Origin of the sequence: Serinibacter arcticus (assembly GCF_004786095.1) — a bacterium.
GTDB lineage: Bacteria > Actinomycetota > Actinomycetes > Actinomycetales > Beutenbergiaceae > Litorihabitans > Litorihabitans arcticus.
Genome location: NZ_RHPJ01000002.1, coordinates 285965 through 300815, shown reverse-complemented (window position 1 = coordinate 300815; position 14851 = coordinate 285965). Strand labels below are relative to the sequence as shown.

The 14851-nt window shown below is 72.0% G+C and carries 10 protein-coding genes; 2 read left to right on the top strand and 8 right to left on the bottom strand.

Annotated elements, in window-relative coordinates; genetic code table 11:
* Nucleotides 1-183: 183 nt before the first annotated feature.
* From SERN_RS06110 to SERN_RS15270, 8 genes are all read right to left on the bottom strand, one after another.
* Complete coding sequence (locus SERN_RS06110; RefSeq protein WP_135849247.1) at nt 184-1110, bottom strand: carbohydrate ABC transporter permease; 927 nt, start codon at nt 1108-1110, stop codon at nt 184-186.
* A complete protein-coding gene (locus SERN_RS06105) occupies nt 1110-2042 on the bottom strand; it encodes a carbohydrate ABC transporter permease (RefSeq protein WP_135849246.1) in 933 nt (310 codons plus the stop codon). The genes SERN_RS06110 and SERN_RS06105 overlap by 1 nt, the downstream gene beginning before the upstream one ends.
* A gap of 4 nt (nt 2043-2046) precedes the next feature.
* A complete protein-coding gene (locus SERN_RS06100) occupies nt 2047-3417 on the bottom strand; it encodes an extracellular solute-binding protein (RefSeq protein WP_135849245.1) in 1371 nt (456 codons plus the stop codon).
* 145 nt (nt 3418-3562) lie between these two features.
* Entirely contained in the window at nt 3563-4801 is a 1239-nt protein-coding gene (locus SERN_RS06095; protein WP_135849244.1) for an ROK family transcriptional regulator, read from the bottom strand.
* A gap of 75 nt (nt 4802-4876) precedes the next feature.
* The gene (locus tag SERN_RS06090) at nt 4877-5539 is read right to left on the bottom strand and encodes a hypothetical protein (RefSeq protein WP_135849243.1); all 663 of its coding nucleotides are present in this window, start codon (nt 5537-5539) and stop codon (nt 4877-4879) included.
* Between the two features lie 171 nt (nt 5540-5710).
* Nucleotides 5711-8992, bottom strand: a complete 3282-nt coding sequence (locus tag SERN_RS06085) for a chitobiase/beta-hexosaminidase C-terminal domain-containing protein (RefSeq protein WP_135849242.1) — start codon at nt 8990-8992, stop codon at nt 5711-5713.
* A gap of 213 nt (nt 8993-9205) precedes the next feature.
* Nucleotides 9206-11029 (bottom strand): HSP90 family protein, encoded by a 1824-nt coding sequence (locus tag SERN_RS06080; RefSeq protein WP_158292587.1) that lies wholly within the window; start codon nt 11027-11029, stop codon nt 9206-9208.
* Entirely contained in the window at nt 11026-13266 is a 2241-nt protein-coding gene (locus SERN_RS15270; protein WP_158292586.1) for a hypothetical protein, read from the bottom strand. The genes SERN_RS06080 and SERN_RS15270 overlap by 4 nt, the downstream gene beginning before the upstream one ends.
* A gap of 288 nt (nt 13267-13554) precedes the next feature.
* Here SERN_RS15270 and SERN_RS06075 point away from each other — a divergent pair, with 288 nt between their 5' ends.
* A complete protein-coding gene (locus SERN_RS06075) occupies nt 13555-13740 on the top strand; it encodes a CsbD family protein (RefSeq protein ID WP_135849240.1) in 186 nt (61 codons plus the stop codon).
* Nucleotides 13741-13884: 144 nt separating this feature from the next.
* Nucleotides 13885-14775, top strand: a complete 891-nt coding sequence (locus SERN_RS06070; protein WP_135849239.1) for a hypothetical protein — start codon at nt 13885-13887, stop codon at nt 14773-14775.
* The last annotated feature ends 76 nt before the right edge of the window (nt 14776-14851 follow it).

Sequence of the window (14851 nt, the reverse complement as noted above, 5' to 3'; positions counted from 1 at the left end):
TCCTTCCGAACGAGGAGTGGTGCGGGGGTGAGTCGCAGGAGGTGGTGTCGCGCCGGGCGCCGGGCCGCCGGGCGCCGGTCCGCCCAGGCACACCGACCGCACCCGCCGAGAATGCGTGTGACTGCTCCATCGCCGGGATGCGGCAGCCAGGGGCATTCTCGGCAGGGGGTGGTGGGGCGGGCGTCAGCCCTTGACGGCTCCCGCCATCGCGAACGAGCTGCCCGAGAGCCGCTGCACCAGCAGGTACAGCGCGAGCACGGGCACCGAGTACAGGATCGAGAACGCGGCGAGCCGGCCGTAGGAGATGGTCCCGTAGGTGCCGAAGAAGCCGAAGATGGCGACGGCGGCGGGCTGGCTCGTCTCGCTGAACAGCAGCACGAAGGGCACGAAGAAGTTTCCCCAGGCCTGCGTGAACACGAAGATGAACACGACGGCGATACCCGGCCGCATGAGCGGCACGACGATCCGCCAGAGCGCCGTCATCGCGCTCGCGCCGTCGACCCAGGCCGCCTCCTCCAGCGCGACCGGGATGGAGTCCATGAAGTTCTTCGTCATCCAGATCGCCATCGGTAGGGCCGTGGCGGCGAGGAACAGGACGGTGCCTCCGAGGTTGTCCAGCAGCCCGAAGGCGACGAACAGCGCGTAGACCGGGACCATCATCGCGGTGATCGGCAGGCAGGTCCCGAACAGCACCGTGTACATGAACGGCTTGCGCCAGCGCATCTGGTAGCGCGAGAGCGGGTAGGCCGCCAGCACCGAGCACAGCACGGTGATGATCGCCGTCCCCATCGAGATGATCAGGCTGTTCCACAGGGGGCGGAACGTGGTCTCCCAGTTCATGATCTCGGTGAAGTTGTTCAGCGTCACCGACGTCGGAAGCTTGACCGAGACGGTCGCGGCCGAGTCGAACGCGGCGAGCACGATCCACCCCAGCGGGATGACGAACGCGACGCCGATGACCACGAGGATCAGCGATGCGGCGACCTTGCTGTTGCGCTGCCGCGGCGAGGCGAGCGCACCGTTCCTGCGCTGACGGGCCTCACGCGTCGCCGTCGGGCGGCCGTCGGTCGCGGCGAGGACGTCGGGGGCCTCGGGCGTCATCGCGGTCATCAGTCCACCTCCGGCTTCAGGGCCTTGATGTAGACGATCGCGAACAGGCCGCCCAGGACGAGCGTGACCGTGGCGATCGCGGTGCCGTAGCCGACCTGGGAGAACTTGAACGCCTCCTGGTAGGCGAGCACGGGCAGGGTGGAGCTCTCCACGCCGGGGCCGCCGCCCGTCATCACCCAGATGAGGGTGAAGACGCCGAGCGTCTGCAGCGTGGTGAGCATGAGGTTGGTGGAGATGGAGCGGCGGATCATCGGCACGGTGATGCGCGAGAACCGCTGCCAGCCGGACGCGCCGTCGATCTGCGCGGCCTCGGTGATCTCGGGCGGCACGTCGTTGAGCGCCGCGGAGTAGACCATCATCGAGAAGGCCGTGCCGCGCCAGACGTTGGCGAGAATCACCGCGAGCATCGGCAGCACGATGAGCCAGGCGCTGCCCTCGACGCCGAACCAGCCGAGCATGATGTTCAGCGTGCCGTCGGAGGCGAAGAACGCGTAGAGCGCGAACGCGGCGACGATCTCGGGCAGGACCCAGGAGACGACGACGATCGTGCTGACCACGGCCCGCATGGGACCGTGAGCCGCCTTCATCAGCAGCGCCAGGGCCATCCCGAGGAGGTTCTGGCCGATGAGCGCCGAGGCGATGACGAACACCAGCGTCAGGACGAGGGACTTCCAGAACTGCGGGTTGTCGATCAGCTGCGCGTAGTTGTCGAACCCCACGAAGTCGGGCTGCGCCGCCTTCGGTCCCGTGAGCGAGGCGTTGGTCAGCGATCCGTACAGCGAGTAGACGATGGGCCCCGCGAGGAACAGCAGGAGCAGGACGACGGCGGGAATCAGCGGCGAGGTCCTCAGCAGGGACTGCACCACCCGCCGTGACCCGGGCGATCGGCCCGGGTCACGGTGGTCCCGCCCGGGGAGGGCGAGGGTGGCCATGGCGTCAGCTCGCCTCGGAGACGTTCTCGTCGCCGACCACGCGGGTGATCGCCTGGTCGTAGGTCTCGGCGGCCTGCTCCGGGGTGGCCTGTCCGGTGATGACGGACTCGGCGGCGACCTGGATGTTGTTGGAGATCTGCGCGTAGTCGGGCGTCGCCGGTCGGAAGTTCGTGACCGGGACGAGCGAGGAGAAGAACTCGAACGACGGGTTGAAGCTGACGTAGTCCGGGTTGGCGGCGACGTCGTCGCGCGCCGCGATCTGGCTGTTCTCGGTGGCGAACTTGAAGCTGTTCTCCTCGTTGAGCGTGTTCGCGATGAAGTTGAAGGCCATCTCCGGGTCGTCGGCGTTGGCGCCGATGCTCAGCAGCCAGCCGCCGGACATCGAGGTGGCGCCGGGCTCCTGACCGTTCTGGGTCGGCATGGCGGTCATGCCCATGGTCTCCTCCCACTCCGGCCACGCGTTGTCGCCGGACATCCAGCCACCCGGCATCCACGAGCCGTCGACGGCGATCGCGAGGCGGCCCTCCGGCAGCAGCTCGGTCGAGACGCGGTTGGGGAGGTTCGTGTCGAGGGCGTCCTCGAGGCCGGGCATCAGCTCCTCGTCCTGGAGGGTCTGCAGGAACGTCAGCGTGTCCTCGAAGCCCTGCGAGCCCACGATCCACTTGCCGGCGTCGGCGTCGTAGAGGGTGTCGTCGGTGCCGTAGAGCAGCATCTCGAAGCCCTGCATCGACGTGCCCTCGCCCTGCGCCTTGGACGCGTAGACGTTCATCGGGATGACGTCGGGGACCTCGGCCTTGACCGTGCGGGCGGCCTCGAGCAAGTCGTCCCACGTCTCCGGCTGCCAGTCCTCCGGCAGTCCGGCCTGCGCGAAGATCTCCTTGTTGTAGTAGACGCCGCGCGTGTCGGTACCCATCGAGACGCCGTAGGTGCTGCCGTCGTCGCCCAGACCGGCGGCACGGATGCCCTCGGGGAACTGCGCCCAGTCCTCCCACTCGGCCAGGTAGTCGTCCATCGGGGCCAGGAAGCCGGCCGCGGCGTCGGGCCGCACCTGGAAGGTGTCCTCGTAGATGACGTCGGGCGCCGTGTCGGGCGAACCGTTCATCAGGGCGAGCTTCGTGAAGTAGTCCGTCTCCTGAGCGGCGATCGGCTCGAGCTGGACGGTCCAACCGGGGTTGGCCTCCTCGAACTCGGCCTTGGACTTCACGAGGAGCTCGTCGAGCTGGAAGAACGCGTCGGTCTTCTGGTAGGCGACCTTGATGGTCTGGTCGCCGGATCCGCCGTCGCCCCCGCCCGAGTCCTCCGAGCCGCCGGAGCAGGCCGTGAGGACGAGGGCGAGCGCCGCCGCCGAGGTGACGAGTCGAGCTGTGGTGCGCATGGTGCTCCTTTGCCGCATACGGGACGCTCCTCCTCACCGAGGAGCGATCGGGTTTACTCTAACGTCTGGATTTAATAGCGCAAGTGGCCGTACGAACCGTGACGCGATCGTGACCAGGGCCGGCACAGGACGGCGTCGGGCGGCGTCAGGATCCGGTGGGATGCGCCACGAGCAGCGACGCGTGCGGGGTGAAGGCCGCGTCCAGCACCCGGCTGGCGGCCCCCACCGCCCCGACCCAGAGTCCGACGGCGCTCCCGTCGACGCCCACGCCGTGCAGCTCGCGCATGGTCGCGTGGCCGGCGAACTCGAGCCGTGCGGCGCTCGTGAGGTACGGCGCGAGCCGCTCCCAGTTCGCGCCGCCGACCACCACGCTGTCCGCGTCGATGAGGTCGGTGACGATGACGATCCCGCGCGCCAGGCGCCGTCCGGCGCGCTCCAGGATGGCGACGGCGCCGCCCACCCCGTCCTCGGCGGCGGCGGCGAGGCGCGCCATCGCGGCGTCGAGCTCGGTGGGCGTGGTCCGCGGGGTGTCGGCCGGCACGACCCCGCCGTCGACCGCCTCCCCCACGAGGCGGTCCAGCGCGACGCTCACGCCGAGGCAGCCGCGGTGGCCGCAGAAGCACTCCGGGCCGTCGGCGTCGACGATGAGGTGGCCGATCTCGCCCGCGTTGCGGGAGCTGCCGGACAGCACCTCGCCCTCCCTGGCGAACGCGAAACCGATGCCGAACCCGAGGTAGACGAACAGGGTGGTGCCGCCGCGGTCGGTGCTGCGCTGCCACAGCTCGGCGACCATCGCGGCCGCGACGTCCTTCTCCAGGAGCGTCGGCAGCCCGGTGGCGTCGGCCATCCGGTCACGGAGCGGGACGTCGCCCCAGCTGGGCATGAGCGGCGGGTGGATCACGCGGCCCGCCTCAGGGTCGATGGGCCCTGGGGCGGCGACGCCGAGGCCGACCACCTCGCCGTCGGGCACGAGGGTGCGCATCCGGGCCACCTCGGCGGCGATGGCCTCGACGACGGCGTCGGACCCGTCCGGCGTCGGCACGACCGATCGGTCCACCACCGTCCCGGCCAGATCCAGCAGCACGGTGGTGACCGAGACGGGGTCGATGTGGGCGCCGAGCGCGTAGCCGGCCCCTGGTCGCAGGTGCAGCAGCGTGCGGGGCTTCCCGCGGCCGGCGATCTGGCGGGCGCCCTCCTCGACGAGGCCGAGCTCCAGGAGCCGGCCCACGACGTTGGAGATCGTCTGCACCGACAGGCCGGTGACGGCGGCCAGCTCGACGCGGCTGACGCTCTCGCGGGCGCGCCGGATGTGGTCGAGCACGACCAGCTGGTTGTAGTCGCCCATGCGCGGGAGGTTCGTCCCCCGCCGGCCCGGATACCTCATCGCACCTGCTCCTGGCAGCCCGCACCGTACGGGTCCGCCAGGTCAGGGTAGTGCCAGCGTGAGGTCAAGTCGTCGTCATGCCCGACCGATCCAGACGTTGTTGAGCTCGCCGAGCGGCACCTGGGCCACCTCCGCGAAGCCGACCGCGCGCAGCAGCCGGGCGCGGTCGCCGTCGAGCGCGACGGCCAGCACGTCGCCGTCGCCGCGAACCACGGGGGCGACGACGGCGCGCGCGAGCGCGACGACAGCCGCCTGGTCGGCCTGGGGGGCGACCGTGACGGCGAACAGGACCAGCCGCGGCCGGAGCAGCAGCACGTGGTCCATGACGCCGGCCATCGAGGCCATCAGCTGCGGCCGGACGTGATCGCCCGGGCCGATCGCCTGGCTCGGGTCGGGCATCCGCAGCTCGCGCTCGAGGATGCGGTGCAGGTCGGAGGACGCGCCGTCGACCGCTCCTGGCATCCAGACCGACAGGGCCTGGAGCTCGCCCGCGGCGTCGTGCGCGACCCAGAGGTCGCCCTGGTCGAGGACGACGTGCGACAGCGCCATCCGCGCCGCGGACCGTGCCGCCTCGGGGTCGACGGGGCCGTCGAGCTGCCCGTCGCCGTCGATGTCGACGTCGTGGCTGCTGGAGCGCAGCAGGCGCACGACGGCATTGACGTCCACCAGGCCCCCGCGCCGGACCGTCACCCCCGCTGGCGTGATCGTGCTGCTGACCGGGGACGACATCGTGCTCATCCCCCGACCGTAGCGGCGACACCTTGGCGATCGCTGGGGATTCGCTGGGCGCGGAAACGGGAACCGAACGCTCCTGGACCCCTCCGCCCCCGTCGAGAATGCAGATGACTGCTCCACCGCGTGGATTCAGCAGCCACCCGCATTCTCGGCGGGGGTGGGGTCGGGCTCCCGTCAGCCGACCTCGGGGTGCACGTACCGGTGCAGGAAGGCCGCCATCGCGTCGCGGTTGACCGGGTTCAGCGGCTGGAAGACGGACGTGCCGTCGTTGCCCTGCCAGCCCGTCGCGATCCCCCGCTGCGCCAGCCACGAGATCTCGGAGTAGAACTGGTCGCTCGTGGCGACGTCGGTGAACGGCGACGTGGCCGGCGCGTCCACCTCAGGCGACCCGGCGAGGCGGTGCAGGAACGCCGCCATCGCGTCGCGCGCGATCGGCTCGAACGGTCGGAACTGCGCCGTGCCGTCGGCCTGCACCCACCCGGTGGAGATCTTCTCCTGCGCCAGCCAGACGATCTCCTCGTAGAACTGGTTGCTGGGATCGACGTCGGTGAAGGGTGAGACCTCGGGCAGATCGACGTCAGGGGAACCCTGCTGGCGATAGAGGAACGCCGCCATCGCATCGCGCGCGATCGGCTGCACCGGCCGGAACTCGCGTGTGCCGTCGGCATTCACCCAACCGGTCGAGATGCCCGCCTGCGCGAGCCAGGAGATCTCCGTGAAGAACTGGTCGCCCTCGGCCACGTCCACGAACGAGATCGGCTCGGGGCCGGCCTCCGCGTAGACCTGGACCTCCACCAGTCCCGCGGCCCAGGGGGCCGCGTTGCCGTTGTGGTCGTTGATCACGGAGGAGATGTCGACGCGGACGTGGCGGTAGCTGCCGGTCAGGTCGTCCGTGGTGAACGCGACGAGCCGGTTGCTCTCGCGCTGCGCGATGCGGTCCCACGTGACGCCGTCGAGCGATCCGTGCACGGAGTACGTGCTGCGCGTCTCCGACCCGTTCCACGAGCGCCACGAGAGGTCGACGCGGGCCAGGTCCCTCGCCTCGCCGAGGTCGACCTGCCAGGTCGCCGGGGCGCCGTCGGGCTGCCAGTAGTTCGTGCTGTCTCCCGACAGGTTCGTGTTGGTGACGATCCCGTCGTTCGCGGCACTCGCCGGCGTCACCTCCGAGGAGGCCGTGGCCGGCCGTCCCTGCGAGACCAGGTCCACGCGCGGCGTCGCGATCGCGGCCGTGGTCGGGTCGAAGGACCAGCCCGGCTGGTAGGTCAGGCTGACGTCGGTGCCGTCGATCTCGAGCGGCAGCCACACGTACGTGGAGGTGCCGAGCTTCTTGGAGTTCCAGCGGTCGCCCATGTACAGGTAGGAGCGCTCGCCGCCGTCGCCCTCGACCGTGATGATGTTGGTCGGCTGGCTGTAGAAGGAGGAGTTGTTGCCCACCAGCGACAGGTCGCTCCAGCCGTCGGGGTCGGACAGGTCCGACGTCGAGGCGACGCGCGTCTGGTTGGGGTACCAGCCGCTCTGGCCCGAGGTCATGACGAAGTAGCGGCCGTCGATCTTGACGACGGCGGGGGCCTCGCGGTGACCGCCCGCGAACAGGCGGTAGGAGCTCTCGAGCACGACGTCGGTGTAGTCGTCGGTGAGGCGGTAGACCCGCATGTTCTCGTGGTCCTCGGTGCTGAACAGGTACGCGGCGTCGGAGTCCGGGTCCTTGAACACGGTGAAGTCGCGCGAGCCGTAGCCCCACAGGCCGTCGGTGCCCTCGTACGTCGGGTCCTCGTGCTCGGTCGTGACCTCACCCGCGCCCGGGCGGAAGATGCCCTGGACCTCGTAGTCGCCGTCGATCGTGTCGCTGGTCGCGACGATCACCTTCGAGGCCGCGTAGGAGTCCGCGGTCTCCCAGTGGCCCCACATGACGAACTGCTGCGTCGCGGCGTTGAAGAGCAGCTTGGGCCGCTCGATCTTGCACTCCTCGCCCGTGTAGGTGCCCGTGTCGCAGACGCCCGCGGTCTCGGTCGTGACGATGTCGTTCACGTGCTCCCAGTTCAGGAGGTCCTGGGAGCGGTAGAGCGAGACGGCGTTGAGCACGGCACGGTCGTGCGCCTTGTTCTCACCGATCCAGTAGAACCAGCCCTCGTGCTGCAGGAAACCGCCGCCGTGGGCCTGGATCGAGTCGCCGTTCGTGTCGTACCAGGTGCGGCCGATGGGCGGGGCGGTGTAGCCGTCGGCGGGGACGACGTCGATGCGGTAGTCCGCCGTCACGACGGCGCTGCTCAGGCCGTTGCGGACCGTCACCGCAGCGACGGAGGTGTCGGCGGTGACGGCGATCGGCTCGATGTAGCGCGTGCCGTTCGTGCGGCTGGGGGTGCTGCCGTCGGTGGTGAACCAGATCGCGGCGCCGGGCGTCGCGGTGGCGAGCTCGACGCTCTGCGCGCTCTCGTAGACGCCCGTGGGCAGGCTGATCGTGGGCGCGGCGACGGCGATCGGCGTCGTGTCGACGGCGACCTCCCCGCGGGCGACGGCGATCCAGGAGACGACGGGCGCCTCGGTGCCCGCCGTCCGGCGGAAGTTCAGCGTGACGTCACCGTCCTGCGTCGTGGTGACGGCGCCGCTGAGCATCGCGGTGCGCGAGCTGCCGTTGACCGTGACCTGGGCACCGACCGTGGTGCCGTCGGCGAGCCCGGCGCCGGAGACGTCGGCGCGGAGCGTGCGGGGGCCGCTCCACCACTCGTTCACGCCCGCGGTCACCGTGTAGGTGCCGGGTTCGAGATCGGTGAGCGTGTACGTCAGGGGCAGCGCGGAGCCGTTGAGCCCGTAGAGGCCGGTGGCCGACTTGTCGGTGGCGACGTAGGGCGCGGGACGGCGGGGACCGCCGAGGCCGGTCGCCGAGTAGCCCCAGGTGCCGGCGGCCGCCGCCTGGTCGGAGGCCTCGTTCAGCAGTCCGTCCTCGAGGGCGGCGACGGCGTCGAAGGACGTCGAGGCGAGGCCGGCGGTTCCGGCGTCGATGAAGTAGGCGAGGTCCCCGGGGACGACCTCGACGTACGCGGTCGTCGCGAGCGTGCCCTCGACGAGGCCCGTGACGGGCACCGTGGCGTAGTGCCGGTCGAAGACGAGGTCGGTGGTGTCCCAGGTGACGGCGGCCGCGCGGGTGGCGCCGGACGCCGTCGTGACCTGCACCTCGGCCGGGAGGGCCGGGGTCGCGCCCGCGACCGTGGCGGCTCCGACCGGGGCGACGACGGCGACGGCCGGGTCCGCGGGGGCGGCCGGGGCGGCCGGGAGCTCGGCCGAGATCGGGACGGGCGCGGTGTCGGCCGCGGCTCCGGCGGCCGTCAGACCGACGAGCGCGACCGGCAGGGCGACGATCGCGGCGACCGCCCGGCGGAACGGCCCCGCGGGACGGTGCGGCGGGCGCGGCTGGACCGGGTGGTGCGGGGGGTGGGCACCTGATGACATCCGTGTCATGAACTCTTCCTCGAGTACGGGGTGGAGCGGACAGTCGATGGTGACGTCACCACGTCCGCGAACTAGACCCTAACCCGAAGAATGCACATCCGCCTGTTGACGTCATCATCTGAGTGCCTCACCGGCTGACCGACCCCGGTCGAGAATGCAGAGGACTGCTCCATCGCGCCCGTCCAGCAGTCACGCGCATGCTCGACGGGTGTGAAGGCGCCCTCAGGCGTTCTTGCCCGCCGCGACGATGAGCGCGCGGAGCGTCGAGCTGAGCATCGCGCCGTGCCGCTCGTCGACGCGCTCCCCGGCCATCAGCAGGCCGATGATGTGCAGTCCGACCACCGCCTCCTCGCGCACGCGCTCGTCGGGCAGGTCCACCAGGGCGCGGACCGCCGCGCTCGCCGCGTTCATCACCAGTCTGGGCCGGGCGGGACCTCGGACGGGCTCGTCCAGCAGCGCGGCCCACGGGTCGGGCTCCGGCGGCGGGCCGTCGACATCCGGTGCATCCCCGCCCAGCACGGACGCACCACCACCCGCACCGGCGTTGGCCGTCGACCCCGCCAGCAGGACCGGGACCGTGTCCGGTACGAACGATCGCACGTCGAGGTCGACCCCGAGGCGATCCAGGACCGGTGCGGCGATCCGCTCGAGCGCGGCGACGAGCGGATCCCCCGCCGTCGGCCGCCCCAGATCCTCCAGGAACCGGCCGCGGTCGAACAGCCGGATCCGCGCCGTCGACCCGTGTCCGGACCGGACGCGCTCGAGGATCTCCGCGCCGTAGACGTAGGAGCCGTTGATCACGAGGACGCCCGTCGCCGCCAGGACGGGCGCGAACGTCGCGAAGTCGGCGGCGGACGTCACGTACCGCACGCGGTCGCGGGTCCGGACGGCGCCCACGAGCGTCATCGGGCCCTCGGTGGTCTCCCAGGGGTAGTGACGCACGACGAGGTCGAGCATCTCGGGGTCCACCGCGGCCATCGCCAGCAGACCCGTGGAGTGCACGCGCAGGAACCGCCCGAACGCCGCGGGGTCGCGCTCGGCCAGGCGTTCGACACCCTCACGGATCCGACGACCGACCTGCTCCCTGACGTCGGCCAGGAGCACGCCGTCCTGCAGCGCCTCGCGCGACGCGGTCAGCGGCAGGTCGCCCGCCTCCACCACGAGCCGCGCGAAGTAGGCCCAGTCGGGGGCGAGCTGCACGTTGTCGTCGGCGACGAGCATGCCGCGCGAGTACACGCGGTCGCCGCGACGGTGACCCACCCGACCCGGGCTGTCGGCGATCAGCGCGAGACCCACGACGCCGGCCACCGGCACCTCGACCCGCATCGCAGCGAGCGGCGCGAAGCCGAGCTCGCGCGCGGACCAGTCCACGGCGTCGGCCTCGGTCCCCGACCACGGCGGCGTCGAGGACGTGACGACCTCGAGGGTTTCCTCCGGCCCCGGGGCGAAGTCGACGGGCACGTCCAGGAGGCCGGCGAACCGACGCGCGAGCAGCCCCACACGGTGCGGCTCGACCCACTCCTGATCGTCGACGCGCGCCGTCACGGTGACGCGTGTCCCGGCGCCGGGCAGCGGCGTCTCGGCCTCGGTGACGGTGAAGGTCCCGTTCGCGCTGCCGATCCACAGGAGGGTCGGCGCGTGGGGCGTGCGAGCGCTGCGCGAGCGCACCTCGATCCGGTCCGCGACGAGGAAGCACGAGAGCAGGCCGATGCCGAACTGGCCGAGGAAACGGCGACGCGCGCGGGTGAGGTCCGCGGTCTTGCTCGATGCGCCGATCGTGGCGAGCACGTCGCGCATCTCCTCCTCGGTCAGGCCGATGCCGCCGTCGGAGACGGACACGGTGCCGGTCGCGGCGTCGGCGGTCACGAGGATCCGCGGCGGCTCGCGGCCGTCGAGATCGTGACCGTCGAGGTCCTGGCGCGCGACGACGGCGTCGCGCGCGTTCTGGATCAGCTCGCGCAGGTAGACGCGCGGGCTGGAGTAGAGGTGGTGGGACAGGATGTCGACGACGCCGCGCAGGTCGACGCGGAAGGCCTCGCCGCTCACGGTCGGGCCGCGCCGGGGACGAACGCCGCATCGCCGCGGTACCAGCGCTCCCCGACCCACGCGGTGGCGCGCGTACCGCCGTCGCGAGCGTCGAGGCCGCGGGCGATCGTCAGCGCCCGCTCGCGCAGCTCGGGGCCTCGCGGATCCTGCGGCGCCGTCGCCAGGAGCGCCGCGCCTGACGCGGCGAGGAGCCCGAGGTCGGAGGCCGTTCCGCCGTCGACGTCCGCCAGGAGGGCGTCGACGACGGGGCGAGGGTCCCGGCCGGTCCGGGCCACGACCTCGAGCACGACCCAGCCGGGCACGACGCCGAGGCTCGTGACGTCGTCGTCCACCGAGGCGAGCACCTGCGCGAACCGGTCGGTCGTGGCCTCGTCCTCGGGGTGCAGCCAGGCCATCCAGGTGGTCGCGGCGCGGATCTGCTCCGCGTCGCCCTCCAGCAGGACCTGCGCCGCCACCGACGTCGCGAACCCCGGGGAGTACCGCGCGACGAGTCGCACCATCTCGAGCCCGATCGCCTCACGGTCCAGCTGGTCCGCCTCGTCCAGGAGGCAGTCACCCAGCTCCCCCAGCTCGGTCCGCAGCCTCTCGACGTCGCCGCGGTGCGCTGCGATCTCGGCCTGCACCAGGGAGAGCGGTGCGAGCGGGGCGCGGGTGACGGCGCGGACCTCGGTCTCGTCGCCGATGAGGCGGTCGATCTGGTCCCACGACACGTCGGGACTGGCGACCGCCTGCTCGACCACGGTCGCGAAGAAGCGCTCACCCATCGCACGGATCTCGTCCACGACCCACGCGGCACCGCGGAGGAGCTCCTCCTGCGAGCGCCGGTAGCTCGCCACCAGCGTCGCGATGTCGCCGGCCTGGCCGGCGCGCAGGCCGTGCAGCAGCGGCACGAGGAAGAGCGACGTCGCGCACCGCAGCTCGCCTGCCCGGGTGCGGAGACGGTCGGCGAGCGCCTCGGCCTCGGACGCCGACTCCGCCGAGAGCAGCTCCATCGTCTCGCCGAGCAGCGCCTGGTAGCGGTACTTCAGCGAGATCGGCGGATCGTCCGAGCGCACCAGGCCCGTGCGCTCGAACCAGCCGGCGGCCAGGATGAGCTCGGCGCGCGCCTCGGGATCGCCCCAGACCTCGGGATCGTCCACGACGGCGGGGCGCCGCGCCTCGGGCAGCCCGGCCCACCACAGCTCCTCGAGCTCGCGCTCGTGCACCCGGGTGGTGCCGCGGCGGTCGTGCTGCTGCGCCCCCTCCTGGGCCAGGGCGCGCAGAAGCGCACCCTCCTCGCCAGCGGGATCGAGGAGGATCCGGTGGCGCGCGACGGCAGCGATCGCCTCCCAGTCCGTCCCGTCGAGGGCGCTCTCGGCCAGCACGTGGTCGACGACGACGCCCGCCGGCTCGGGGCGCTCCTCCAGGACCGGGATCACGTAGCTGGCGACGGCCTCCCGCGCCAGGACGTCCGCCCCCACCGCCGCGACGAGCGCGTCGCCGATCACCGTCGCCTCCACCCGCCGCCCCTGGCGCACCCGCAGGAAACCGAGGAGTGCCACGAGCTTCAGGTCGCTGAGCCGGTCGGGTGTCCCGGCGTCGAACGCGAACGGGTCGATGCCGAGCGCGCGCAGGCGCTGCTCCAGGGTGTCCGCCGCCCGGTCGACGTCGAAGCGCGCGATGAGGGGGATCTCCATCTGGATGACGCCGCCGTCGTCGGCCCGCCACCCCTCACCGCTCTCGGCGCGCCAGCGGTCGATCCAGGAGAGGGTCGCCTCGGCGTCGCCCGCGGCCGCGGCCACCGCCGCGCGAGCGACGTAGGCGCCCGTGACGTCCACGCCTCGCCGTCGCATCTCCTGCTCGACGAGGTCGATCAGCCGGGTGATCCGCTCCAGCGGGACGCGCGGGTCGTCCACCAGGGTCATGGCCGTCGTCCCGACGGAGTTCAGGTGCAGCGCGACGTTCGACGGTGCGATCAGGTCGCCGTACCGGCTGATCGTGCGCATGAGCGCGACGAAGACCTCGAGCGCCTCGGCGGCGAGCCCGCCCTTGACGAGGATCGTGCACTGGCTGATGCGCGCGCTGGCGACGAGGTGCGGGAACCCGACCCGCTCGCAGTCCTCGATCAGCTCGTCCCACGCCTCGACGGTGCCGAGGTCGTCAGGGAGGTCGTGCAAGCTGTCGGCCCGCTCGAAGAGCCGGGCGACCTGGGCGCGCCGTTCGTCGTCGAGCGTGTCCACATCGGCGTACGAGATCACCGGGAGCCTCCTCGCGCGGGTGCGCCCGCGTGTCGTGCCGTGTCGTGCCTTGTCGTGCCTGTCGGGCGGCGGTGCCCGCCGGCTGGCTCATGCTAGGCGGGTCGCCTGCCGCTCCGGGGGACGGACGTCGACGGCGCCGTCCGTCCCGCGCCGGCGGCCGCGGCCGAGGGATCGGCCGGGTCGCGCGCGTCGTCCAGACGCCGTTCAGCCATTGTCAAGGCTCACGCTCTACGCTCATGAGGTCGGCCCATGTGATCGGGCCGTTTCCGGCATCACGAAGGAGAACTCATGGGTATCGGGGACAAGATCAGCAACAAGGCCGAGGAGCTGGGCGGCAAGGCCAAGGAGGCCGTCGGCAACCTCACGAACAACGAGCGTCTCGAGGCCGAGGGCCAGGCCGACCAGGCCAAGGCGCACGGCAAGGCGGCGGGCGAGAACGTCAAGGACGCCGCCAAGGACGCCTTCGGCAAGTAGGCGCCTTCTCAGCACGACGGCGAGGGGCCGGGCGATGAACGCCCGGCCCTTCGTCATGCCCGAGGGCAGTCCTGATCGGCCGGGGTCGGCGCCGGTCAGGCCGGGTCGCGTGCGACCCGCACCCCGCCAGCTACCCTCGACGCCATGCGATCCATCGCCGACCACCTGCGCGCCGCCGCCGAGGATCGAGCCGACGGGAAGACCCTGATCAAGGCGGCCGACGTGCTGGAGAGCTACGCGCGCGCCCCGGGGACCAGGGCGGAGGCGTCCCGCGTGGGTCGCATCGTCACGACCGGCGTCGTCGACGTCATCGGGCAGGGCCTTCACGACGTCTACCTCGAGGCCCCGCACGACGACTCGGACTCCTCGCTGTTCGGTTCCCCCGTCGAGAATCGGTACGCCCTCTGCGTCCTCCTGGTCGCCGCGTCGAGCGACGACGCGGACCTCGCCACCCGCGCGGCGGCGTCGTCCGCCGCTCTCGTCCCCCTCGTCGCCGACCTCCCGTCCGACGAGGCCGAGTCCCTGCTGCACGTGGCCACCCTGCTGGCGGGCTCCACCCCCGCCGAGGAGCTCGCCGAGGCGGCACGCGAACGGTTGCGCCGGGAGCCCGCGACGCCGGGGCGCGCCTGGGCGGAGTCCCTCGGGCTGGACCTCCCGCTGGCCCGGTGGGAGATCGCGATCGAGGTCCCCGGGGAGCTGCGGGTCCTGCTGTCGGTGAGGGACCTCCCGGGGCGGAGCACCTCGTTCTCGGTCTCGATGACCAGGACGACGAGGTGGACGACGATGCTCGGCACCGAGATCGCCCGGCCCGGAACCACGACCGCCTACGAGCACCACAGCGATCCGTCGATCGCCGGTGAGGTCGAGGTGGCCGCCAGCATCGAGGACGTCCCGCGGCTGCTCGCATCGCTCCAGCTGGCCAGCCCGGGGATCGCGCTGGACCTGGCGGCGGCGAAGGTTCGCGCCTACCCGGCCCGGCTGATCACGGCGGCGGACAAGAAGCGCGTCGTCGCCTGGGTCGCCGGCGCGGCGTGAGCCGCAGGGCGCGGGCCGCGGGTCGCAGGCGCACCGACACCGCTCGACCTCGCGCGATGCGACGACCGTGCGCGAG

Excerpts from the sequence above, each read along its gene's own strand:
- SERN_RS06100 (WP_135849245.1), bottom strand. The coding sequence starts at position 3,417 with ATGCGCACCACAGCTCGACTCGTCACCTCGGCGGCGGCGCTCGCCCTC.
- SERN_RS06105 (WP_135849246.1), bottom strand. The coding sequence starts at position 2,042 with ATGGCCACCCTCGCCCTCCCCGGGCGGGACCACCGTGACCCGGGCCGA.
- SERN_RS06070 (WP_135849239.1), top strand. The coding sequence starts at position 13,885 with ATGCGATCCATCGCCGACCACCTGCGCGCCGCCGCCGAGGATCGAGCC.
- SERN_RS06085 (WP_135849242.1), bottom strand. The coding sequence starts at position 8,992 with ATGACACGGATGTCATCAGGTGCCCACCCCCCGCACCACCCGGTCCAG.
- SERN_RS06110 (WP_135849247.1), bottom strand. The coding sequence starts at position 1,110 with ATGACCGCGATGACGCCCGAGGCCCCCGACGTCCTCGCCGCGACCGAC.
- SERN_RS06075 (WP_135849240.1), top strand. The coding sequence starts at position 13,555 with ATGGGTATCGGGGACAAGATCAGCAACAAGGCCGAGGAGCTGGGCGGC.
- SERN_RS06090 (WP_135849243.1), bottom strand. The coding sequence starts at position 5,539 with ATGAGCACGATGTCGTCCCCGGTCAGCAGCACGATCACGCCAGCGGGG.
- SERN_RS06095 (WP_135849244.1), bottom strand. The coding sequence starts at position 4,801 with ATGAGGTATCCGGGCCGGCGGGGGACGAACCTCCCGCGCATGGGCGAC.